This is a genomic window from Sulfuricurvum kujiense DSM 16994, from assembly GCF_000183725.1.
GTDB lineage: Bacteria > Campylobacterota > Campylobacteria > Campylobacterales > Sulfurimonadaceae > Sulfuricurvum > Sulfuricurvum kujiense.
Window position 1 is genome coordinate 2,437,345 of the sequence record NC_014762.1, and the last position, 22,663, is coordinate 2,460,007.

General features: G+C 42.3%; 21 protein-coding genes. 5 read left to right on the top strand and 16 right to left on the bottom strand.

The window, feature by feature from the left end; genetic code table 11:
* Positions 1 to 25: 25 nt before the first annotated feature.
* Positions 26 to 691, top strand: a complete 666-nt coding sequence (locus SULKU_RS12220) for an HNH endonuclease (RefSeq protein ID WP_013461280.1) — start codon at positions 26 to 28, stop codon at positions 689 to 691.
* On the opposite strand, the gene SULKU_RS12225 is transcribed toward SULKU_RS12220, so the two are convergent.
* The 5 genes from SULKU_RS12225 to SULKU_RS14600 form a co-directional block, all read right to left on the bottom strand.
* Positions 692 to 1,690 carry a DNA cytosine methyltransferase gene (locus SULKU_RS12225; protein WP_013461281.1) on the bottom strand — a complete coding sequence of 333 codons (999 nt, stop codon included), beginning with the start codon at positions 1,688 to 1,690 and terminating at the stop codon, positions 692 to 694. It lies immediately after the preceding gene.
* Between the two features lie 355 nt (positions 1,691 to 2,045).
* On the bottom strand, positions 2,046 to 3,437 hold the full coding sequence (locus tag SULKU_RS12230; RefSeq protein WP_013461282.1) for a DNA primase family protein: 1,392 nt from the start codon (positions 3,435 to 3,437) through the stop codon (positions 2,046 to 2,048).
* Between the two features lie 297 nt (positions 3,438 to 3,734).
* A complete protein-coding gene (locus tag SULKU_RS12235) occupies positions 3,735 to 4,925 on the bottom strand; it encodes a tyrosine-type recombinase/integrase (RefSeq protein ID WP_172633611.1) in 1,191 nt (396 codons plus the stop codon).
* A 351-nt stretch (positions 4,926 to 5,276) separates the two neighbouring features.
* Positions 5,277 to 5,630, bottom strand: a complete 354-nt coding sequence (locus tag SULKU_RS12240; RefSeq protein WP_013461284.1) for a hypothetical protein — start codon at positions 5,628 to 5,630, stop codon at positions 5,277 to 5,279.
* A gap of 486 nt (positions 5,631 to 6,116) precedes the next feature.
* Positions 6,117 to 8,681, bottom strand: a complete 2,565-nt coding sequence (locus SULKU_RS14600; RefSeq protein WP_013461285.1) for a diguanylate cyclase — start codon at positions 8,679 to 8,681, stop codon at positions 6,117 to 6,119.
* A 355-nt stretch (positions 8,682 to 9,036) separates the two neighbouring features.
* Between SULKU_RS14600 and SULKU_RS12250 the strand changes: the two genes are divergently transcribed.
* Complete coding sequence (locus SULKU_RS12250; protein ID WP_013461286.1) at positions 9,037 to 9,468, top strand: MarR family winged helix-turn-helix transcriptional regulator; 432 nt, start codon at positions 9,037 to 9,039, stop codon at positions 9,466 to 9,468.
* Positions 9,469 to 9,548: 80 nt separating this feature from the next.
* Positions 9,549 to 9,785 (top strand): CDGSH iron-sulfur domain-containing protein, encoded by a 237-nt coding sequence (locus SULKU_RS12255; RefSeq protein WP_013461287.1) that lies wholly within the window; start codon positions 9,549 to 9,551, stop codon positions 9,783 to 9,785.
* Between the two features lie 7 nt (positions 9,786 to 9,792).
* On the opposite strand, the gene SULKU_RS12260 is transcribed toward SULKU_RS12255, so the two are convergent.
* From SULKU_RS12260 to cowN, 4 genes are all read right to left on the bottom strand, one after another.
* Entirely contained in the window at positions 9,793 to 11,874 is a 2,082-nt protein-coding gene (locus SULKU_RS12260; protein ID WP_013461288.1) for an EAL domain-containing protein, read from the bottom strand.
* Positions 11,871 to 12,857, bottom strand: coding sequence for a substrate-binding domain-containing protein (locus SULKU_RS12265; RefSeq protein WP_013461289.1), 987 nt, complete (start codon positions 12,855 to 12,857; stop codon positions 11,871 to 11,873). Before SULKU_RS12265 ends, SULKU_RS12260 begins: the two co-directional genes overlap by 4 nt.
* Before the next feature lie 72 nt (positions 12,858 to 12,929).
* Complete coding sequence (locus SULKU_RS12270) at positions 12,930 to 13,817, bottom strand: AEC family transporter (RefSeq protein ID WP_013461290.1); 888 nt, start codon at positions 13,815 to 13,817, stop codon at positions 12,930 to 12,932.
* A 65-nt stretch (positions 13,818 to 13,882) separates the two neighbouring features.
* Positions 13,883 to 14,185, bottom strand: coding sequence for a N(2)-fixation sustaining protein CowN (cowN, locus tag SULKU_RS12275; RefSeq protein ID WP_013461291.1), 303 nt, complete (start codon positions 14,183 to 14,185; stop codon positions 13,883 to 13,885).
* An 84-nt stretch (positions 14,186 to 14,269) separates the two neighbouring features.
* Here cowN and SULKU_RS12280 point away from each other — a divergent pair, with 84 nt between their 5' ends.
* Positions 14,270 to 15,310, top strand: a complete 1,041-nt coding sequence (locus tag SULKU_RS12280) for an AraC family transcriptional regulator (RefSeq protein ID WP_013461292.1) — start codon at positions 14,270 to 14,272, stop codon at positions 15,308 to 15,310.
* Positions 15,311 to 15,336: 26 nt separating this feature from the next.
* A complete protein-coding gene (locus SULKU_RS12285) occupies positions 15,337 to 16,248 on the top strand; it encodes an MBL fold metallo-hydrolase (RefSeq protein WP_013461293.1) in 912 nt (303 codons plus the stop codon).
* Here SULKU_RS12285 and SULKU_RS12290 read toward each other — a convergent pair.
* The 7 genes from SULKU_RS12290 to SULKU_RS12320 all read right to left on the bottom strand — a co-directional run bounded on the left by SULKU_RS12290 (position 16,209) and on the right by SULKU_RS12320 (position 22,507).
* Positions 16,209 to 16,739: a YceI family protein gene (locus SULKU_RS12290; protein WP_013461294.1), complete on the bottom strand. Its 531-nt coding sequence runs from the start codon at positions 16,737 to 16,739 to the stop codon at positions 16,209 to 16,211. The two genes, SULKU_RS12285 and SULKU_RS12290, sit on opposite strands and share 40 nt — an antisense overlap.
* Positions 16,736 to 17,689, bottom strand: coding sequence for a hypothetical protein (locus SULKU_RS12295; protein WP_013461295.1), 954 nt, complete (start codon positions 17,687 to 17,689; stop codon positions 16,736 to 16,738). Before SULKU_RS12295 ends, SULKU_RS12290 begins: the two co-directional genes overlap by 4 nt.
* Complete coding sequence (locus tag SULKU_RS12300; RefSeq protein ID WP_013461296.1) at positions 17,686 to 19,230, bottom strand: cbb3-type cytochrome c oxidase subunit I; 1,545 nt, start codon at positions 19,228 to 19,230, stop codon at positions 17,686 to 17,688. Before SULKU_RS12300 ends, SULKU_RS12295 begins: the two co-directional genes overlap by 4 nt.
* A complete protein-coding gene (locus SULKU_RS12305) occupies positions 19,208 to 19,840 on the bottom strand; it encodes an ABC transporter ATP-binding protein (protein ID WP_013461297.1) in 633 nt (210 codons plus the stop codon). The genes SULKU_RS12300 and SULKU_RS12305 overlap by 23 nt, the downstream gene beginning before the upstream one ends.
* Entirely contained in the window at positions 19,837 to 20,916 is a 1,080-nt protein-coding gene (locus SULKU_RS12310) for an ABC transporter permease (RefSeq protein WP_013461298.1), read from the bottom strand. The genes SULKU_RS12305 and SULKU_RS12310 overlap by 4 nt, the downstream gene beginning before the upstream one ends.
* Positions 20,913 to 21,371, bottom strand: a complete 459-nt coding sequence (locus tag SULKU_RS14605; protein WP_013461299.1) for a hypothetical protein — start codon at positions 21,369 to 21,371, stop codon at positions 20,913 to 20,915. Before SULKU_RS14605 ends, SULKU_RS12310 begins: the two co-directional genes overlap by 4 nt.
* Positions 21,372 to 21,511: 140 nt before the next feature.
* Positions 21,512 to 22,507, bottom strand: a complete 996-nt coding sequence (locus SULKU_RS12320; RefSeq protein ID WP_049766987.1) for a hypothetical protein — start codon at positions 22,505 to 22,507, stop codon at positions 21,512 to 21,514.
* Positions 22,508 to 22,663 lie beyond the last annotated feature (156 nt).

The following is a 22,663-nucleotide window of genomic DNA, read 5'->3' on the forward strand; positions in this document are numbered from 1 at the left end:
TCTAACTTTAAAGGTAAACTATTTTATGACTTTTCAAGACTATCTGCAATCCCTTCCAATAAAAAAATCTTTAAGTGACGTCAAACATCAAATATTGGAACGTTTATGGCAATCAGATGATTCACCATTCCCAAAAGAATGGGTTGCCTCAAAAGAGCTACTACAGCTTACTGGACAAAAATATTTTGACCGTCGCGCCCGAGAAATAAAAGACAAATTGGGATGTGATCTTGAAACGTCTTACGTAGAAGACTTAAAGGATCATGCATGGAGACTAAATTCCAAAAAATTGACAATTCCTATAAATCGCGAATACTTAACAAAAACACAAAAAAAAGCATTGTTTGAAAAACACAACTTCATATGTGCCATTTGCGGCACTCCCATGAAACCAGGTGTTCGTGGATTGCAAGCAGATCATAAAACTCCACTCTCTCGCGGAGGGACAAATGAATTAAATAATTGGCAATCAATTTGTAATGTATGTAATGTCGGAAAACGACGAGCATGTGAAAAATGTGTATTAGACTGCAATGAATGTTCATGGGCTTTCCCTGAAATTGTCGGCATTGCAACTATTGTTAATATTGACCATCAATTATTAGATTTATTAAAACGCAAAAGTGCTGAAGATGGAAAACAAATTAATCATCTGATTGAAGAGGCAATTAAAGCAGCGTACTTAAAATAATTATTCAGAATTAGCAGAAGCACTTATAATTGCATTTTTAATTTGTTCACCTACAGCTTTTGCAACAGGTGGAGGGAGTGCATTCCCAACTTGTCTATAAGCAGGTGTTTTTCTACCATAAAATTCCCACCAATCAGGAAAGCCTTGTATTCTTGCAGCCATCCGAACAGTTAGCAAAGGCATATTGTCAAAGCCTTCTTTAACTCCTGCAAAAAATTTATCTGGTGGATTGTCTCCTAGCCGATGCCCATTAATATGTAACTCTTGCCACTGTTTTTTGGCACGAGTTGGACCCAAATCGGGTCCACCATGTTTTTTAGACCCTCCCACAAGAGTTGGGGCAATTCTATTTGCTTTCTCTCTCCATTGTTCAGCATGCACCCAACCATCTGACGCAATTAAATCATATAAAGCTTCACCAACAGTAGGTGCCTCTAGGTATGAATCAGGCCAAGAAAAATAAGGAAAAATATTTTTTCGAAGCCCGACCAAGATAACGCGGGGACGTAATTGTGGAACACCGAAATCTTTCGCGTTAATTAGCTGCCAAGTAGTCAAGTAACCCATACTTCGTAATTCATCATCAATCTTTTTTCGATAATCATCAAATTTGGATTCTAACAAACCAGGGACATTTTCAAGCATTATAGCTTTAGGGCTAGTTTTTTTTATAATCTTAAGAGCCGTTGGGAAAAGGTCTCTCTCATCATCCTGACCCAATTGTTTACCCGCTTTTGAAAAAGGAGGGCAAGGTACCCCTCCAGCAACAAGATCTATATTACTATAATTACTTAAATCAGATTTGGCAAACTCTAAAAGATCACCTTCTATAATTTCTTCCCATCCCAAAGCATGCAGTTTATTATTCATTCTCAATGTATTACACGCATAATTTTCGATTTCAATAAGCAGTCTATGTTTAAAACCAGCCAAATGTAATCCTAATGCCTGACCACCTGCACCAGCACACAATTCAATGGAAGTCAATTCACTTTTCAAGATTACCCTTATCAAACACAATTATTTCGAATTATAACCACTTTAACAAATCGCCCTCCAATTATCTTACATACTGCAATATAAGTCGGTTATCTAAACCGGCGAGGAAATAGTGACAAATGCCCTATCTAGCGATACTTAGTGAGATTGTTAAAAAGAGCAAAGTCTAAAAAATGTCTTTTTATGGTGTAACCTCTATTCTTTCACTCAATGAGATTTAAATTTTCTTGCAGAAAAATCTTTTTCTCAAATTCTCAGGCCCGAGAATCCCGTGATAATATACGGGCCTGACGGGCTTGTGATTTCATAAATTACTTTTATCATATATGTACATTTTCACAGGCCCCATGGGATTCTATGAGCGGTTAAAAACTCGCTTTGACCTTAAGCGTTTCCCTGCATACCTGCTTTCGTCTTTTGGAGAAAGTGTCATCTTTGTGACAGTAACCCGAAACCCTTTAACTGCATTATTTTTATATGGTGCAAAACCGCTACTTCTCAATTTTTTCAGTAAAAAACTTTTACTTGGAACCTTAATCCCTTCATCTTTACACCACTCCACAAAGGTCTCATATAGCTGCTGATTGCTCATATATCCTTTTTCAGAGTGCGCTATAGATACATCTTCGATAAATCGCTTAACCATGTTAATCTCATCTTCGTAGCTTTTTACCGCCTTATTGATTGCATCTGATTCAGTAAATCCACCCTGCTTTATTAAACGTCTTAACCCCTCAATAGCTAGATTCAAAATACCAGAAAGCTCTTTTTCAATCTTTTTATCCAGATATCTGTCTATCTCGTGTTCAGCTATAATTTTGTCAAACTTTATGATTTTCAGCCTTCTTAATAGTCCAAATGACGTATCTCCTTGACTAAGTGGTAGGTTATTCATTGCAAAAACGAACTTGGGTAGATCTTTGATAACGTATGCATCATGATACAGACGTCGTCCTGTAATTGGCTCATTGCTAATAGCCCTTTTGAATTGTGAACTATCGAAATTTTTGTCTGAACTATCAGAACCCACATTAAGCAGTTTCCCATCCATAGTTACAGTTCGATTGGGATTGCTCAGCTCTTGCAGCTCAACATTACTCGTGTTGTCTTCGCCAACAAACTTCATTAACGTCTTAATAAGCACACTTTTACCGTTTCTTCCATCTCCAAGCAATAAAAGAGCCGCCTCTAAAGACAAATGCTTTCCAAGCAGAATATAGCCCATGTATTCATAGATCACTTTGATACTATTTTCATCTTGAACCGTTTCCGCTAAAAACTTTTCAAATATTGGTGCTTTAGCTTCGGGAATATACTCATATGAAAGAACATATCTGTATCCCAAAGAGGGATCAGCTTCATAAAGCTCTATATCATCTTTTGAGATGCCTAGTAGCCCATTTTGAACATTTATCAGAGCAAGATAGCCCTCGGTTTCTTCGGGAATAAAATACTCGTTTAGTAGTTCAATATAAACTGATGAAATAAATTTCATTGAAACAGGAATCTTTCCACCAGTCAATTTTTCTATTATTTTTTTCAAGAAGAACGATTGTTCCTGATGCACATCGCTGAGTGCTTGAAAATGATTACCAGTCCAAAAGTACAATCTACCTGACATAATAGCAATGACGAAATATTTGTGTATGTGTTTGATTATATCAAAGCGGTCTAAATCATCTGTCTTAGCCAATGGTTCAATGGAATCGATTATTTTTGTAATAAATTTTAAGAGATTTTTTGACATGTCGCATTCCTTTACTGCTTTTAAAAATAGAACTTCTTGTTATCTTCAGGAATGTCCCCATGCTACCGCATGAGTGACAAAATATAAAAACTTGATTATCACTATCTATCACTTTTCTAATAAAAACTGATAGATGTTTATTGTCATGCTCACGATTGGGACAGCGAATACTTAAAGGTTCATCATTATCAAGCTGTCGCCCCCATTGTAAGGTAAATAAAGTAATTGGGATTTCCATATTTTTTTCTTATTGTTGATCAAAAAAAGTCATCGGCAGTTTTGCCGACGACACACAATCTACATTGCCATTTTTTCCAATTCAATACGTGTATTTTCGGTATCTATATTTCCCATCCGAATGTAGTAACGTTGCGTTGTTGCAATATTACCGTGCCCCAAGCAAGTAGAAACAATAGGTATACTAATACCCTTTTCAACTGCAATTGAAGCAAATGTAGCGCGGGTACAGTAAAGAATCTTATACGGTATCCCGAGCCGCTCCAGCATCGGCTTAAATTTCGAGTCCACAATGCTTCGAGGCTCGCTATATGGCGTCCCTTTATTCGGAACAGGGAATACGTATTCCCTGTGAGTATTGTCTTTCCATTTTAAAAGAGCATCGATCAGTCGATGCACCATAGGAACAACCCTTTCAGTATCAGTTTTCGTGACAGATATAATTCCCTTTCGAATACTTCTCCTGATAGTGATTGTCTTAGTTGAAAAATCAATATCCTCCCACTTTAGGGCCATTATTTCACCCGTCCGTGCCCCTGTTAGAAAAGCAACGTGTAAGAACGCCACTAAAAATGCATGAGACAATTTCTCTTTATCATTTGCACCCTCAAATCGATCACTCAATATTTTTTCCACTTCCTCAGCGGTAAAATACTTTGAATTATTGGACTTAGCCTTGATGAAAAGCTTAGAAGATCGCTTTACCAATGAAATAGGATTTGAACCGATGTAGCCATTTTCAATGGCATAATCCAGAACTCTTTTCACTACGTAATACTTCTTGTTGAAACGGCTCTGGGAAATTTTCCCTTTGCCCATTTCCACTTGCCATGCTTTGATATCGCTGACTTTGATCTCTTTTAGAGCCATGTTTCCAAATTTTGGTAAAACGTCCTTCTCTAAAATATTCAAATAATCTTTGCTTCCGTCTTGCTTTCGTCGATATACTGCTGTTTCTTCTAATGCTATGTAGGCGATATCTATAAACAGCAGTTCTACCTTGTTTTCATAGTTATCAAATAGTGAATCATAGTGTTTACGCGCCAATTCATACTTCTTCTGCTCTACGTACTTCAATGACATCTTACTGCCATCTCTACCTGTCGAACAACGGAACCGATTATCTGTTCTACCTTTGGGTAACTTTACCCCTTTGTGTACGCGAAAATCCAACTTTATAATGCCGTTTTCGACAAAAACTCTGACAGATTTAATTACATCTAAATTCTCCATACGGGCGACTCCTTTCATAAATTTACTTTGCATGAAATCAATCTTTTTTCTTCAAAAAATATCATTAATAACAAGCACAGGAATAGTATCTCAAGGTGATTTATGGCAATATATTAATTTTGTATTAATATGCTAATATAAATATTTATTTTTAGATCCAGTTTAAACAGTGGTTTTTACGTTGCTAAAATCAATTTCGTAAAAATTTCAGATAATAAGGCTATAGCCGCCTTTTAAGTATGAAATAATTGGGAATTAGGGGTAATTCTAGGCAGTAAACTTTTATCCATTTAAGAAAACATTTTTTTGAGCTCTTTTTCTGAATGAAGTGCTGTGTAGGCGTTTAAGGTTGATACAATTTTCAATATCTCATTTTTTCAAAACTTTTGCGTGTAAGTCATCCCTCAAAATTTCCTTTCGAAATATCAAACTAACCATAAAATCAGTATCAAATCTCACAAGTATCTCCAAAACTCCATTATCATCCTCCTCAATCAGTTCCACCCTCTCCCAAAATGACTCATCGTCAATAGAAGGTATTCGATCATAACTCGCCATCAAATCGTCTAACTCTGTGACAATACAAAAATATCCATATTCACACACATGATCAAAATAATCAAATCCATCCGGCAATCGACGAAGTGAATATTCAAGATATTCTCTCAATAGCATGTCATCAACCCTATCCACATCCTTGAGTTTTAATATCTCAATAATCATTGTCAATCTTTCAATTCATCTGCTCCTTCATTTTTTGTGTATAAGTGCATCGACTACGCATTTTACAATCAACAACACGACAATTGGATTCATATAACCTCCTTTCCATATAAGGTTCATAGTATTAATATGTACCTCATTTAGGACCAGATACGTTAACAATGAAGTGTCTCAAGAAAACTTTCAGCTAAAATGCCTCATACTTCTGCACGTTATATCTCAAAGGATTTTCTTCCTTTGAGACAGTTATAAGTCCCAATATGGGCACAAATAGATTTGATGATTTAGCAGGATCATAGGGTTTCCTATACCTTAGCTATATTAAGGTATACGTTCTTGAAAACCGGCGAGGGTAATACCTCCCAAGGTTCAAATCCTTGGTGGCCCGCCATCTTATTTCACTTAAACTGCCCTCAAGAAATCTTTAATTACACCCATTCAACAATCATGTGCAGCAGCGTTATCTTTGTATCAGTTGTATACCCATCAATTTATAACACCAATCTGATTCCTTCCATGTTCTTTTGCATAATATAGTCCTTGATCAATACGCTTAAAAAGGGTTGTAAATGTATCCTCTTCTCTAAATGTACTTATTCCAAGGCTGATAGTTACATGATGTACTGTTGGAAAAAAGGCATTTTCAACCGCTGAACGCAGCTTCTCTGCTAGTTTTTGAACATTTTTCAGATCGGTATTCGGGCTCAATACAAGAAACTCTTCCCCACCCCAGCGAGCAAAAATATCAATTTTGCGAATATTTTCTCCTATGACATCAGCCAGTGTTTTAAGTACTTCGTCTCCGACATCATGACCGTAGGTATCGTTAACCACTTTGAAATGGTCAATATCAATGAGTATCAACGAAAGAGGTTGTAAAAATCTACGTGAACGCTCGGTTTCAAGAATAAACAGCTCTTCAAATTTATGACGGTTATAAATACCCGTAAGTTGATCAATCGTAGCAATGCGCTGTATCTCTTGATTCATCAAAGTTTCAAGAGTAACATCTTTCCCGGTCGAAACATACCCAATAATATTGTCTTTTTCATCTTTGAGCGGTGTAATTGTTTTATCTTCATAATAGAGGTCGCCATTTTTCTTACGATTGATAACAGTGTCTCGAAAAATATCTCCGTTCGAGATCGTTATCCATAATTTTTTATAAAAATTGTTATCGTACCGATCTGATTTTAATATCCTAAAACTTTCTCCAAGCACTTCATTTTCCGTAAACCCTGTATGCTTACAAAATGCCTGATTGACATAGGTAATGATCCCCTGTTTGTCAGTAATGGCAACCGTATCGTCAATTTGTTCGATAACTTTGGAGAGTTTATTAATCTCATTCTCGGATTTTTTGATTTCACTCATATCAATAATCATCCCGGAAAGAACTTCCCCGTCCAACGATGCACTAATCATAATTGGCAGTGTATTTGAATACCTATCTACCAGCTCTAACTCATAATTAGTAACCACCAGCTCTTGAGATAGTTTTTGAATAAATATTCCCCTTTGTTCCGGATATTTATACACTAACATGCTTTTTTCACCAATCAATTCATCGGGAGTGCTATAGCCCAGCATTTTTGCCATGGTTTGATTGACATACAGTATTGTTCCGGAAAGATTACTGCGGTATATGCCGACCATAGCATATTCCACTAAATCTTTATATTTTTGTTCCGATTTTTCAAGCTCATTTTGTGCTACTCTTTCAGCCGTTATATCCTGTATCATCCCAACCATTTTATTAGGCTTATTATCCTCATATTCGACATACCCCACTGCAAGGACATAACGCTCAGCCCCATCCATTTTGATGATTCGATGTGTCAATTTATACTCAGTTTTATACGTCAGCGTATATTTTACTTTCTCTTCTACAATACTCCGATCATCAGGATGAACTCTCTCTAAAAAAGCTTCATACGTAGCTTTAAAATCCTGTGGTGTAAGTCCGAAAATCCGGTACATTTCATCTGAACACCAGAGTGAGTTACTTTTTATATCCCATATCCAGTTCCCCAAAAAAGCAAGTTCTTGAGCTTTATTTAAGCGTTCTGAAATGGAAACCAGTTCATTCGCTTGTCTTCTTAATTCAATATTTAAAACTTGAAGTTCTTGTTCAGCTTTTATACGAAGATTGATCTGATTGTGAAGTATCCGGTTCCAAATGATTATTACTAGAGAAATCACAAATACCCCGCCGATAACTGCCCAAAACCGCCAATCGTTGAAAATACTCTCTCCCGATGTATTAATCCAGTGCTCATGAATCTCTTCGCGTTCTTTATCGGTGATTGCGTTAATTCCTTTTTGAAGAATTGTACGCAAGATAGGCTCATCTTTCGAAACTGCCATTGCCAGCTGAATATTGAAATCCGTTTCGCCCGCTACACGGAGATTGGTTATCCCATTGCTGGAGATCAGATACGATGCGGTAGCCAAATCTATGACAGCTGCATCGGCTCTTCCAAACGAGACATCCAGAAGCGCTTCCATATCGTTTGCAGCTAAGTTCGGGGTGACAACAATGCCTTTTCTCATAAGATATTCGGTAACCGCGTAGCTTTTTACTAAAGAGACCCTTAGCCCTGTCAAATCTTTTTCACCCATTGCTCCGTTTCTGTTTTTATTGACAATAATAACATTGGGAACGGAAATAAAAAAGTTAGTAAAAGAAAGAAATTCGGAACGTTTTGGAGTTGCTGTAACGGCATTAACAATCTGTATTTCATGATTGCGTACATTACTGAAAATGTCGTCTAGCGACGAAAACCGTTTTTCCTTGAAATGCACCCCTAGTTTTGATGCAACCAAAAGCATATAGTCATAAGCAAGGCCTGTAGGTTCACCATTGGCGCCAATAAACACAAAAGGGGAATAATTGGTTTCAACCGCATAGACAAGACGTGATTGGTTCTGTGTCAGCCAAAAACGCTCTTGCGGTGTCAAAATATCTTTAACATCGTCCCTACCGTAGACTACCGTCCCAAAGAAAACTTCTATAAATAAAATCAAAGCCAAAAAATGGACAATTCTCATCTTTGAACCTTTCTCTTATTTAATTGATAATAAATTGTATCGTATTCAATACCAATCCTATAATATCATCTTGTTGTTAAGATTTTATCTCCCTCTATCTAGCCCATGTTATGATTTTTAGCCGATCAAATTTTCTGTGAATGTCGAAAGCGATAAATGGCTATGCCGCACTCAGACGCGGGGAAAATCGCCACACCGTAGAGTGCGAGGATCAAAACCGTGGCGGGTAGGGAGACACAGATGACAAAAAAATTGAGACTTTTAGCAAAATCAGTCCTATCATATTGCTATTGTTATGGTATATTTACCGACTCTATTGCAAAGCGTTGCTTTGAGCCGTGTAAAAAGGAATCGTATGAGTTTTGAATCCGATAAGTCTATTCTATTTTTGATCGCAAAAGCACGAAACATCCTCAAAAAAGAGTTTGAAAAAGAACTCAAACCTTACGATATCTCCTATGCCCACCGCGTTATTCTTATCCGTCTCAGCGAAAAAGATTCGGTAACCCAAAAAGAGCTGGCAAAAGACACCTATTTTGAGCAGTCCAATCTAACATTGATGCTCGATAAATTGGAACAAAAAGGGCTTGTAAAACGTTTGCCGAAAGAAAACGACCGACGGGCTTATCTCATATCGATTACCCCTGAGGGACAAGAGCTAATCGCACCGTTGGTCGAAATGGGCGAAACCATCATGGAAAAAGCACTTGCCGGCATCTCTTCCGAACAGAAAAAAGAGTTTTCTAAATTTTTAGAACAAATCCATCTTAATTTACAAAAGAAATAAAATCCGACCTAATCTTATTTTTTTATCTATTTCTATCGAAGCCGTGTTATGATTTTCTACTTTCGCATGAGGAGTAGCGTATGGACACCCATTTTCAAAATGATCCCTTTAAAGCTTCGCTCGATGCCAATAAAGAGTATTGGTACTGTACCTGCGGACAATCGGATACCTTTCCGTTTTGCGACGGAAACCATGAAGGAACCGGCAAATTGCCGATAAAATTTTCTGAAGAGGTCGAGACGGATAAGTGGCTCTGCCGATGCGGCCGATCAGGTCGCAAACCCTACTGTGACGGTTCTCACCAACAAGGGGGATAACTTCTCGTTACAGCCCTTCTATCAGGATCGTTCGTATCTCATCCGCCGGTTTCGGCTTGGAATAAAAATAGCCTTGGATATTGATACAGCCGTTTTGAACTAAAAAGTCTTTTTGTTCAGCGGTTTCAACACCTTCTGCGATAACATCGAGATTTAGGCTCTGTGCCATCGCTATGATGGCTTTGGTAATGGCTACATCTTCTTCATCGTCCGGCAATTCACGGACAAATGACTGGTCAATTTTGAGTTTGTTAATCGGAAGTTTTTTAAGATAGGAGAGGGAAGAGTACCCGGTTCCGAAATCATCTACCGCTATTTTTACCCCGATACGGCTGATCTCTCTTAAAATATCTATCGCCTCATCCGGATGAATCATAATCTGATCCTCCGTTACCTCGAGTTCTACCCACTCGATGCTGCATCCGGTTTCTGCCAAAAGGGTTTTTAAATATTCTATAAAATCTTTTTGCTGCAGTTGTTTCATCGTAAGATTCATCGACAGAATCCCGGGGTTTAACCCCTCTTTGTACCACTGAGCAATTTGGGTCATGGCATGCTTCATAACATATCGGTCAAGCTCGACAATAAGTCCTGTCGACTCGGCTATCGGGATGAACACGGCAGGAGAAACAAGTCCGACGGTAGGGCTGTTCCACCGCACCAAAGCTTCCATCCCGAATAAGCGGTTCTCTTTTCCGTTGACTTGAGGTTGAAAGTAGACGATAAATTCTCCGTTTTTAAGCCCGGCACGCAGGCTTGTCTCCATCACAACACGTTCTAAAGCGCGCGTCGTCATTTCCGAACTGTAATAGCGGACATTGTTTCTCCCCTCATTTTTAGCCGCATACATAGCCGCATCGGCATATTTGAGGAGATCTTGCGTAGTATCGCCGTTATCGGGATAAAGGCTGATCCCTATGCTGCATCCCACATAGAGTTCATGATGATCAACCGCAATCGGTGCTAAAAGAACATTTAAAATCTTATCGGCCAGCAATGATACCTCTTCCAGATTTTGAAGCTCTTCAATAATCACCGTGAATTCGTCCCCGCCGAAACGGGCCAGAGACTCTTCTTTGTCTATCGTATGCTTTAATCTTTGGGTTACGATAGTCAAAACTTTATCCCCCGCCTCATGCCCGAGAGAATCATTAATCTCTTTAAAATGATCCAAATCGACAAAAAGAAGGGCCATTCGCGTATTGCGAATTTTCGATTTTTCTATCGCATATTCCAGTCTTTCACTAAACAAGACTCTATTGGCCAATCCCGTCAATGCATCATGGGTCGCTTGATACTGCAAAGCATTTTTTTGTGCGCGCAGCTGGTTATGCTGCTCCAGCAGCGCTATTTTAAAGGCTCTTATTGATTTGATCATCGTATTCATCGTCGATGCAAGAGTAAAAATTTCCCTCGCTTTAAATTCCGGGACAAATGAAAGGGGTATTCCGTCGTCATCGCTGTTACTGATCACACGTACCATGCTTGATAACGGTTTCAAAATAAACAGACGTATGGCGATAAAAAGAAATACAATCATTAACAAAGAAGTTATCAGCATATTGACTAACGATTCTACAATGATCTTATTAAGCTCTACTTGCATAACCTTATCTGAGATGTAGATACTCACCGTTCCGATTTTTTCTTTCTCAGGGGAGAACAAAGTATATGTATCCGAGTAATAGCACTGTTTTAATTGTTCACGCTGTGCCGTATTGTTTGGGACAAAGTCGACAATCTTACCTTTGGAATCGCGAATTTTTCCGCTGATATAGGTACCGCTCCCTAAAATCTCCCCCGTTTTAAAGTCTTCTACAACGATCGCAAACATATCGTTTGGTTCCATTGCATTCAATACAAGGGTGTCATATTCATTGACGGCGTATGACTCTATCAGATTCGTCACATTTTTTTGAAGCGAAGATATAGTAAGTTTTGAAGTTCTTTTCATCTCCTCAATCATCTGATTCTTTCTCTTTTGGTAATCGTGAATCGAATGAATGGACATACTGATGAATACCGTTGAGACAATAATAATCCCCAACGTAACGTAAATAGATTGTCTGGAAGAGAATGGCAACTTCATTTTTGTCTCTCAATTCCCAGAACATTTCGTTTGATCACGGGAAGTTTCTCTTTGATATTGTCAGTTGAAATAGCGAGGATCGGAAGTTGCGGGTTCTTCTCTACTTTTTTTCCATGCAGATACTTATCCATAGCGCTCACCGCCTCTTGACCCATCAGATAGGGCTGCTGCATTGCCGAACCGACCAAAACCCCTTTGGGGATCAGTTCTAAAAACTCCGGTTCCGCATCAAACGTTGCCAAAAGAATCCGACCTTTCTTTCCCGTATCCGCAATCGCATCCAACGCCCCTTGATAACAATCCGATCCCTGAAGCCACAAAGCACGCAGGTCGGGATATTTTTGAATCAGCTCTTTTGAATACGTATACGTTTCATCGTAAGAAAACGTAACCTGCTGTTTGAGATCGGCCCCTTTGATTCCGGCTTCTCTCATCGCCTGCATAAATCCGGCTGTTCGCAGTTGTCCGTTCAATCTTTTTTGGGGAATCGATATGATACCTACCCTTCCGTTTTCCCAACCACGCTTATAAAGCTCTTTGGCAAGAACTTTTCCGATTCCGTACGCCCCTTCTTTATTATCGGAGGAAATATATGAGACATACTCCCCTCCGTCCGTTCCGATATCGGAGATAACAACGGGTATATCAGCCTCTTTTGCTAATTTCAAAATGGTTTTGCATGCCGATGATGTTGTGGGAGAAACAATGATCCCCGAGGGGTTCTTCTGAATCGCTTTTGCCGTAAATTCCAACTCGCTTTTCCGGCTGTTTTGGGCACTGTACGTCTCTACATCATACCCCAGTGAAGATGCGCGGTTTCGAATTCCCCGCTCCATTATCGTCCAAAAAGGGATTCTCAAATCCGAAACGATATAAATAAGTTTTTTTTTGGTTTGCTTTTGCGGGATATCTGCGGCAGAGCATACAGCCGCATCGACGAGTAACATGGCGACAAGGGCCACGATAAAAGAAAATCTTTTCACCTTACACCTCTTCATTAAACACACGTTTTTGATTTTATCTGAAGTGCTCTTAAGATTTCTGAAAAAAATATGTTAACAAATCCGCTCCATCACATAGGCGATAAGAGGCAGGGTTACCAGTGATACGACGATACCGTATCCGACCAGCGCCGCACTCAGTGCAGGGGCGAACCCCGCAGCAATCGCCAAAGCCCCCGCCGTAATCATGGAGGGCATCCCCGATTCCAAAACGGCTGTTTTCAGGGCAAGCGGATCGGTCCCCACCGCAAACAAGATCCAAAATGCGATAAACGGCATAATGACGAGCTTCAATATCAAAGCGCGGGAAAACAATCCGTAATCAATCTCTCCGCCGAATTTCATCGAATACCCGACCGAAACGAGGGCCAGCGGCACGAGCGTCGATGAGAGGAGTTTGAGATACGGCTGCGTGAGCGAGGGCATCTCTCCGTACACCAGAGCAAATACGAGAAAAATAAACGGCGGGAAAAAGAGAAGTTTTTTCAGTATCAGCCGTTTATGAAACATCCCCGTCTCATAGCGTGCGATCACCGCCGCACCGTAAAGCGACAGCATCAAAAACGTTCCGAACTGATCGTACATCAAAACATACCCTATCGCCTCTTCGCCCAAAAGGGTATGAACGATAGGTATCCCGACAAACGAGGTATTCCCCAGCGGCATTATAAGCAGCAAAGCAGCACGGACATGGGGAGGATGGTTGCGGGTCATGAGAATAACCAGCGCTATGACTATCGGAAGCAGCAGCCAAGGGATCAAAATAACCCCAAAGGCCGACAAATCAAAATGGATCTTCGGAACCTGGATCAATACCGTAGCGGGAAGAGAAACATAAATGACAAAAAAATTGAGGCTTTTGGCAAAATCGACGGGTGCGGAAGCTTTCTGAAGCGCTATTCCGATCAGCAGCAATGCAATAATAAACGCAAATTGCTCCACAATAGTCCTCCCCCTAAAAATTAGAGGAATAGTAATCGTATCACCCTTTTAATTCTCTAAAACATTCAACAACACTGATATTCGCAGTTTTTCATCAGCGCCAGACCCGCTTCATGATTGCTGAGTTCAAAAAGCTCTTCGATATAAAACACGGAAGCACATACGTGATAGAGCACTTTTTCGTCCGACTTTTTTTCATAATAGCTCTGCGGTATTTTTTCTTTAAATACCTCCCAAAAACGGTTGCTGTATTTTTCATTTGCCGTTACTTCGATAATTGCGTCGATGACATCCGTAGCGTGCTGATAACAATCGATGTTCATAAAAGATACATATCTGTCGACTGTTTCTGATTGATTTTTATCCATTTTATTGCCTAATGAGGAATTTTCGTTATTGTATAATGGGTTTAAAGATTTCATGATGACTATATATGACGAAGGGTTGACATATTGCGAACCGCAAAAACGGATCAGCGCAAACGGATGGTACGTGCCGAAGTATTATGGCCGATCTTGATGTTTTTACAAAAAGGGTACGGTTTTGATCCCCGTGCTTTTTTAGCGGCACGAGGCTTGGATATGCAGACTCTGCAGGCCAAAGATACGCAGGTCAATGCCGCGTACCTCTCGGAACTGTTTGATGAGGCAACCCACTTTACCGGTGATGCCAATCTCTCTTTTAAGCTGGGAGAATGGGCGAATCCCCACTCTCTAGGAGTATTCGGCTATCTTTTATTGCATTCTCGGGATATTAATGAAGCGTTGCAGAAACTGTGCCGCTATTATCCCCTTATCGGACGGACCCTCAAACCTCTCCTCGCGGAAACCAAAAACCGTTACAAGCTCGGTTTTATGTTCTACTTTGACGGTGAATTTACCCCTTTGGGCAAATATCAATCGGAAATCCATCTCTCTGCGGCATTGAGCCTCATCAATAAAATCGCTTCGGAAAAAATCATCCCCGAGTATGCGACATTCAGACATGATCAGCCCTCGGATCTGAGCGAATACAAACGGATATTCGGAGAAAAGCTTTATTTCGGAGAAGATGAAAACGCCCTCATTTTTTCGAAAGAATCGTTGGCGGTCAAAACCCTCTATGAAAATCCATCCCTTCTGCGACTGTTTGAAGACGAGGCGGAAAAATCTCTGGGAATGGAGATTCACGGAGGACTCAAAGAGGAGATATCGGGGCTGATCCTTATCTGTGCCGGAGAACTCGATTTTACACTCGAAGGGGTTGCACACAAAGCGGGGTTGCATCCCCGTACGCTGCAAAAAAAGCTCAAAGAGGAAGGGAGCAGTTATTCGCAGCTTTTGAGTGAAGTGCGTAAAAAACTTTCCAAACGCTATCTGCTGGAGAAAATAGATGTCGGTACTATTTCGGTTTATCTGGGGTATTCTGACGTTACCGCCTTTTTGCGTGCCTTTAAAAAATGGTACGGACTCAGCCCCGGAGAATGGCTTGCTTCCGAAAAGTCGGTAAAATAATAGTACCGAAAAGGGGTACTACCGTAATGCATCGATATACGTCGCCGAGACTCTCGTTTTTGACCATAGCCAAATGGCAGTTCTCAAAATCTTTACGAAAAAAAGATCCTGTCGTTTCAACGCTGCCGATCATCTCCCAAGATGAACTCCCCAAGGGCGATTATGCCCTATGGCTCGGGCACGCAACGCTCTGGCTTAACATAGGAGGCACAACGGTGGCTATCGATCCGGTCTTGGGAGATATCCCTCTCTATCGCCGCCATACCCCCCTTCCCCTCCCGAGAGAGAAACTCTATGCCGATGTGATCCTCATTACCCATGCCCATTATGACCATTTCGACAAAGCGTCCGTCGACTATCTTCTCAAACACAACCCCGAAATAATCGTTGTCGCCCCCAACGGGTTTTGGCGTTATCTGAAAGGAAAAATCGATCGGGAACGGTGTTTCGAGCTTGAATTGTGGGAATCACTGATGGTCAAAGGGCTTTTCATCACGCTGACGCCGAGCAAACACTGGAGCAAAAGAACACCGTTTGATACCAACAAAGCGTTATGGGGAGGGTATGTCATCCAAAACAGCGAACACACCCTCTACCATGCGGGAGACAGCGCGTATGGAGAACATTTCAAAGAGATCGGCGAGAGATTCGATATCGACGAGGCTTTTTTGCCGATCGGAGCCTACCGCCCCGAAGAAATCATGCGGCATAATCATTTAAATCCCCCCGAAGCGCTCCAAGCGGCGGAAGATCTTGGGGCCAAAACGGTGGTTCCGATCCATTACGGAACATTCATCCTCTCGGACGAGCCGATTCATGAACCGATCGAATGGTTCGAAAAACTCACCCATTCGCACGAATATCCTTTCGATACACGTGCGCTGAAGATCGGCGAAATTTACCGTTTCAATGAAACGTCAACACTCAAATCGACTTGATCCCGTACGGTCAAAAACATCATCTTAATCGGTTTGATACCGTAATCGGTCATCTTCAAACCGCTCGCGGCTTTGATGCGGACTTTATTCCCCTCTTCACTGATCGTCCCCTCAAAACTCATCGGTTTGCTCACACCGTGCAAGGTCATCGTCCCTTTTAGGGTATACGAATCTCCCCCTTTGGCAACAACCTCTTTGATATCAAAGGTCGCTTTGGGAAACGACGCGGATTCTAATGCTTCCTGCATATGTTCATCCCGCTTTTTGTTATCGCTGAAAAGATCGCTCATGGAGACTTCTATTGCACCTTTTAACGTAGAAGGAGAAGCATCCATACTCAGATGCGAGGTTGCTTTCTTAGCCATCGGATCAATCGTAGAATCTCCGAATACCTCTGTATGCGCTTTAATCGTTCCCGATTCAAAACTCAAATTTCCCGCATATACCGAAGCAGCCAACAATACTGCCGTAATACTTAATTTTCCAATCATGCAAGTCTCCTAAAATAAAATGGATACATCAATGCGGCCATTCCTAAAACCCCTGCAGCTATCCATATCTGATGTTCCAATGCGACAGCGTTCGCGGCAGAGGTAGCAATCCAGCCGACACCTACCATCGATAATCCGATTAGACGTATATCCGCCAGACGGATCAGAGCCTGAAATAACAGCACATTATAATACGAAATGACAATCGGATAGATAACCGCTAACGCAATCGGTTCTTTCAGCCAATACAATACATAACTGAGGACAAATAAAAACCAAATTGTCCGCGTTTGACTCATCAGTTCGCCGCCGTAACGATACGCCAAAAAGACTCCTGCCAAATGGGAAGAAATAATCAGAAGCGTGTAATGGCTCCAAATATCCATACTCCCCGATCTGCTAAGGGTCTCAAAAAGTGCCGAATCGGCAAAAATCCAAAGCATCATTATCCCAAGAGTAGACCAACGAAACGGTTGTTTTTCACTGTAAAGTGTCGATTGCAAACGGGTATAGCGCAACGCGATGACCGATATCATAGGTAAAAGTATCGCGATATCTCCGCGCTGTAAAAACGGATACGTATACAATGACGTTCCCACCGCATACGATATCGCCAGACCGAGGGCCAGCTGCCCTCTGCTTTGCGACCTGAACATATACAAAAGCAGCGGCGTCGTATATCCGATTACAAACCCCAGAACCAGAAGCATCCCCAGTGAATAGTCGGGATAAAACCACGAAATGATGATCTGTATCCCGAATAAAAAACAAAGTTCTGTCTTGATACCGTAATGGCGCCAGAATGCACCGAACAAACTCCCGATCACCCCACCGATCGGAAGGGTATAGAGATCATGGATATGAGAATCAAATGCTCCGACGACCCCGGTTTGCGCGATCAACAGATAATACAGAAGCTGAGAGCTTAGGACTATAACAAGGAAGTTCAATCTCTACCCCGCAGCACTAGCCAATAAACTAAAGCAAATGAAGTGTCATACACCGCAACCAGCAAAGCGATACCGTCCATGCTTCCGGCCAAATAAAGGGCAGCAAATACCGAAGCGCATACAGTGCGTATCGCCGCGCTGAGCGAAGCCATCCTCTCCGCCGCGTAATGCAGTCCCATCCAATGCACCATCCCCGTCCCGATCATAAAGGCAAATACGACATACTCATACGTTCCGCCAAAATGAAATCCGAACAGAGGAAAAAGGAGCGCGCCGCCGATCAGAAGGATCACCCCTCCACCCGCATCACTCAAAAAACCGGCCGCATGATACAGTTTTAGCGGAGTATCCAGAGGTAATCGAAGCCGTATATAGGCAATGCGAAGCACCATGGCGACCAAGAGTAACCCTATTAGAGCACGCAGTGCCAAGAAAAAATCAACATTACCGGCAATAATTTTGGCCTCTATCAGCCCGGAAACGGTTAGAACAATCGCCATCAAAGCCATCAATACCGTCCATGCGACCGCATATATTCGACGGAACAAATGAGGGAGGAGATGATGCAAGATGGCAAGTGCCATAAATGCGACTCCTAAGCCCATTGCGATATGGGCATGCCCCACTACCAAATCGTTGCGATGGATCAGTGCACGTATTTCAGGGATAAAGAGAAAGTTTCCCTCTACATCGACAAAGACAAACGCGGCGATCGATAAAATCAAATAAGGGTTGGTTTTGAATGTGACCCCCGCATCGCGGAGCCATCCCCATAAAAGGGGGAGATAGAGCAATGTCAGATACTGAAAGAACCACTCTTCCCCGTAACTGAGGCTATGAAAAAAATTACGGATGATGAGCGATACGATGTACCCGACCAAAGGGAGCAACCATAACCAATGTCTTCTGGGTTCAAATTTCTGCGTGGCGACAAGCTTAATCAGCAGATAATAGATCGGAATAAGGACGAAACTCATCCCCAGCGTATTATCACCGTGCGGTCCGACCAGCGTCTGTTCGACCTGCCCGTATTGCGGATTCATCAATACCACCAATGCTATCGGCGCGGCGATCACGGCCAAAAGCGATACATTGACCCACAACGGACGCTTTTCATAGCGGCGCAATGCATCGACGAGTGCGAGAAGATAAAACAGACCGCTAAAGGCGAGGAGAAAATTGAGCTGATAGGGGAAATCGTAAAACGGCAACCCGCGAATATTTCCAAACAGCAGTGCCATGCTCATAAAGAGCAAAAAGAGATTCCAGACGACGAAATAGCGGCGCAAATGCCCTATCGCAACGTCGGACAACACCCCCTCTTTTTGAAAGAGGGCAAACGGTAATAAGGAGAGCATTAGAGGGAAAAATCCGTACAGCATCTGCGAAATATGGAGTGATCGAGCTCGCTCGGGAGAAAACAGCGTCTGTGAGCCGTCCAATCCCAGCATCTCTACCGCATACACCAATCCGGCAAAAAGTCCGAGAATCAGCCATATAAGAGCGAGAGGAAGTTCATCATTTATGAATTTGTTTAACAATGCCGTCCTCCATCTCGATGATTATGTCCGCATAATCGGCTATTTTTTTATCATGCGATGCCACCACAAACCCCGTACCCTCATGCGAAAACCGTTTAAAAAGCTCATACACTCCGAGGGCATTTTTCGTATCCAGATTCCCCGTCGGTTCATCGGCAAATACGACGGAGGGGTGGTTAATCAGTGCCCGGGCAATCGCGGCGCGCTGACGCTCTCCGCCGGAGACCTCGTCACTGTAGCGTCTTGCTAATTTCTCGATTCCGAGTTCCCCTAAAAGGGGATCGACCAATGACGGGTCTAGCGCCGCCAACGCAATATTCTCCCGCAATGTCAGATACGAAATCAAATAGTGAAATTGGAATACGAATCCGATATGTTCCCGCCTGAAACGGTCTATATTGCCAAGTTCGCCAAGGCTTTTCCCGTCATACGTCACAGCCCCTTTTGTAGGCTGCAATAGGGTGGACAAAAGCGATAGCAGCGTTGTTTTTCCGCTTCCGCTCTCACCGATAATGGCGGTAAAGCTTCCCGGCTCGATCACGACATCCACGCCGCGCAATACCTGTTCATGTCCATAGAAATGTTCTAATGCGTGACCTTCGATCTTCATGCGCCGCCTCGCTGTATTAGGCTCATAGGATCGATGCGGGAGGCATATATCGCGGGCAAAAGGGTACCGAAGAGTGCCATGCTCACCGAGACGATAAATACCTTTATCGCCAATACCGCTGTAATCTCTCCGTTAATGTATCCCTGAAATTTATCGGCATGTTTGATCATCTCCAATACCGCTTCCGAAACGCCATACGCCACCGCAAATGCCACCAGGGCGATAATCAGCGTTTCACTCAGGAGTTTGAAAATAATCACCCGAGAAGAGAGCCCAACGGAACGCATTATCCCAAATTCCGCTTTGCGGTCGTTTACGACCATGCTCATCATACTGACAATCCCCAAAATCCCCATCAAAAAGGCCATCGCCCCGATCACATCGGAGCTCGTTTTGATGATTTTGAACTGATTGTACTGCTCGATAAATCCGTCCGTGGTTTTCGCTTCCGTTTCGCTATACGTTGCGTTAATCTGATCGATAAGCGCGTCGCTTTTGCCTAAATCGTTTAATGCGATCAAAAAAATGGAGGCACTTTTATGAAAGAGTTCTCCCGCATCCGAGAGTCCCATAACCACCCCTCCGTCTTCAAATCCGATACGGCTTTTAAACACCCCGCTGACGCGAAACGTTTTTTTGGAGAGGGAAATCGTCTCGGGGCGTTTGAGCGTTTCATAAATTTTGGAACCGAGCATCACCTCGCCCGATGCAGGGTACGCACCTTGTTTGAGCGCATAGCTTTTAAAGCGGTTCTCGCTCGCGCCGTATATTCCGACGATGGGGAGCGGATCGACGGGCGCTGCCCCTAATATAAGGGCGCTTACCTCTTTTACCCCCTCCATTTTTTCGATTTTACCGATAACCGAACGGTTGATATCGCTAAAAAACGTATCGGCGATCCCTTTTTGGGTAACGATAATATCTCCGTCCGTTTTGAGCATCGAGCTGTACATACTCACCACCCCGCCCGCTATTGCACTGATCAGAAAAATAGCGGCGATCGAGACCGTCATACTGATAAAAATAAGCGCCGTTTTGAAACGGTTTTTACGCAGCGCTTTAAGGGGGGTAATCACTGTTCGATCGCTGCTTTAAGCTCATCAGCGGTAGCAACGTATTCGATAGCTTTAAGGGTGTTTTTCTCAAATCGAAGTACGGTGATTTTCCCCTCTTGTGCAGGGAACTTCAATCCGGTTTCCTCATCGCGTATCAACAAAACGGTATACGGATATTTTCGCATTTTCGGCAATGCGAACGCCTCGGCAATAAACGTCGGCATCGGCGAGATATCGGCAATATACGCCGCATGATGTTCAGAAAGATAGGTGCCGTTTTGTTTACCCAGACAATCATTAACCGTTGCGGACGTCTCTTTTTCAAACGCCATAACAAGGGTTTTCGGCATCGTTTTAAGGGCAATTTTCTTTCCGAACTGATCGTTCAAATCCAACGGCATAACCGACTGCCCTATTGTGTACGGTGCCGCCCAAACACTCAGTGCTACCAATAATAAAACAATACTTTTTTTCATTAAAATCCTTCTAGCGTATCTTATAAAAGTGTAGCCTAATAAGCGTAAACGGATTATCTTTTTTCGAATGATGTTAACACTGTATTATGAATTTTTAATGAAAGAGCGTACGGAGAACAAAAGGGGAAAGAGGCCCCTCGTTAATGGGAGAGTTTGCTTAAAAGCTTTTCTATCTCTTCGTGCTGTTCAAGGCTAAGGACAAAACTTCCATCCATGACTTTATCGAGGTGATTCATCTCAGTGAGGGTAATACCGAACGGATCTTTTTTTGCCACTTTGCTCCCCCCTGAACCGATGATGACATTATCGAGTTTTTTAGAGCTGTGACGGATAAAGTAGGTGAGAAAATAACCGCCGGAGTGATCTTTTTCGATAGCCACCACGACACGCGACGCGTTAGAGCCGCTCCAGTTAAGATCGGGAGCCAGGATTTTAAAATCATCGATTGAGAGATAACCGACGTAGACTTTCGTATAAATATCGTGATAGCGCTGTGTCGCCGGACGTCGGAAAAAATCGACATCGAGCGGATTTTTTCCCCGTAATGAGCGGAGCATCCACGATAACGTTGCGTAATATTTAAATGCCGCTATTTTCAGCTCTTCGGCATGGGCGATCTTCGTACTCTCGACACGGATCATCGGAGCGCGGGGAGAATCACTACTGAGACGCTCTAAAATATGACGTGCGCTGTAGGGCTTGGTGAGCCACACCGAAGCATAGGAAGGCAATTCGGACGTTCCTGTCGCCCCTTCATTGAGAACCAATAACGCTTTCACTTGATAGCGGGGAAACAACACTTCGAGCAGCGCCCGTTTTTTTCGAAGCCGTTTTTTGAGGTTGCTCACCGATTTAACCAGCGTCATTTCGACAAAATAGAGCTCTTTGTCCGTAAACAAAAGGCCGTCAAACTCTCCGATCTCTTTGTGGCGGGCACGGTAAATAATCTGCCCTTTCCAACTCACGGATAGCGCATCGCTTTGGGCACGGGTGCGGTGTTTATGCGGCCCTTTGATAATAAAACTTTTGATCTGTGGTTCATTAGCGGCATATCGGAGCAGTTTTTCATAGATGTAGTTTTCATACACTTCCCCCTCGAATGAGCGGAATGCGCTGATGTACCCCTCATCTTCCATGCTCAACCCTTTTGCCTCCAGCGACAAAAGGTGGTCGATGTTGTAGTCGTAATATAAAAGGTTATCGCCGAGTTCTGCATCGCCTTCAGGGATAACGGTATGATCGATAGTTAGGATGGGAGCCTCTTTTAGGGGTTTAGGGTACTCTCATAAATA

Excerpts from the sequence above, each read along its gene's own strand:
- SULKU_RS12220 (WP_013461280.1), top strand. The coding sequence starts at position 26 with ATGACTTTTCAAGACTATCTGCAATCCCTTCCAATAAAAAAATCTTTA.
- SULKU_RS12230 (WP_013461282.1), bottom strand. The coding sequence starts at position 3,437 with ATGTCAAAAAATCTCTTAAAATTTATTACAAAAATAATCGATTCCATT.
- SULKU_RS12235 (WP_172633611.1), bottom strand. The coding sequence starts at position 4,925 with ATGAAAGGAGTCGCCCGTATGGAGAATTTAGATGTAATTAAATCTGTC.
- SULKU_RS12240 (WP_013461284.1), bottom strand. The coding sequence starts at position 5,630 with ATGATTATTGAGATATTAAAACTCAAGGATGTGGATAGGGTTGATGAC.
- SULKU_RS14600 (WP_013461285.1), bottom strand. The coding sequence starts at position 8,681 with ATGAGAATTGTCCATTTTTTGGCTTTGATTTTATTTATAGAAGTTTTC.
- SULKU_RS12250 (WP_013461286.1), top strand. The coding sequence starts at position 9,037 with ATGAGTTTTGAATCCGATAAGTCTATTCTATTTTTGATCGCAAAAGCA.
- SULKU_RS12255 (WP_013461287.1), top strand. The coding sequence starts at position 9,549 with ATGGACACCCATTTTCAAAATGATCCCTTTAAAGCTTCGCTCGATGCC.
- SULKU_RS12260 (WP_013461288.1), bottom strand. The coding sequence starts at position 11,874 with ATGAAGTTGCCATTCTCTTCCAGACAATCTATTTACGTTACGTTGGGG.
- cowN (WP_013461291.1), bottom strand. The coding sequence starts at position 14,185 with ATGGATAAAAATCAATCAGAAACAGTCGACAGATATGTATCTTTTATG.
- SULKU_RS12285 (WP_013461293.1), top strand. The coding sequence starts at position 15,337 with ATGCATCGATATACGTCGCCGAGACTCTCGTTTTTGACCATAGCCAAA.
- SULKU_RS12290 (WP_013461294.1), bottom strand. The coding sequence starts at position 16,739 with ATGATTGGAAAATTAAGTATTACGGCAGTATTGTTGGCTGCTTCGGTA.
- SULKU_RS12305 (WP_013461297.1), bottom strand. The coding sequence starts at position 19,840 with ATGAAGATCGAAGGTCACGCATTAGAACATTTCTATGGACATGAACAG.
- SULKU_RS14605 (WP_013461299.1), bottom strand. The coding sequence starts at position 21,371 with ATGAAAAAAAGTATTGTTTTATTATTGGTAGCACTGAGTGTTTGGGCG.
- SULKU_RS12320 (WP_049766987.1), bottom strand. The coding sequence starts at position 22,507 with ATGGAAGATGAGGGGTACATCAGCGCATTCCGCTCATTCGAGGGGGAA.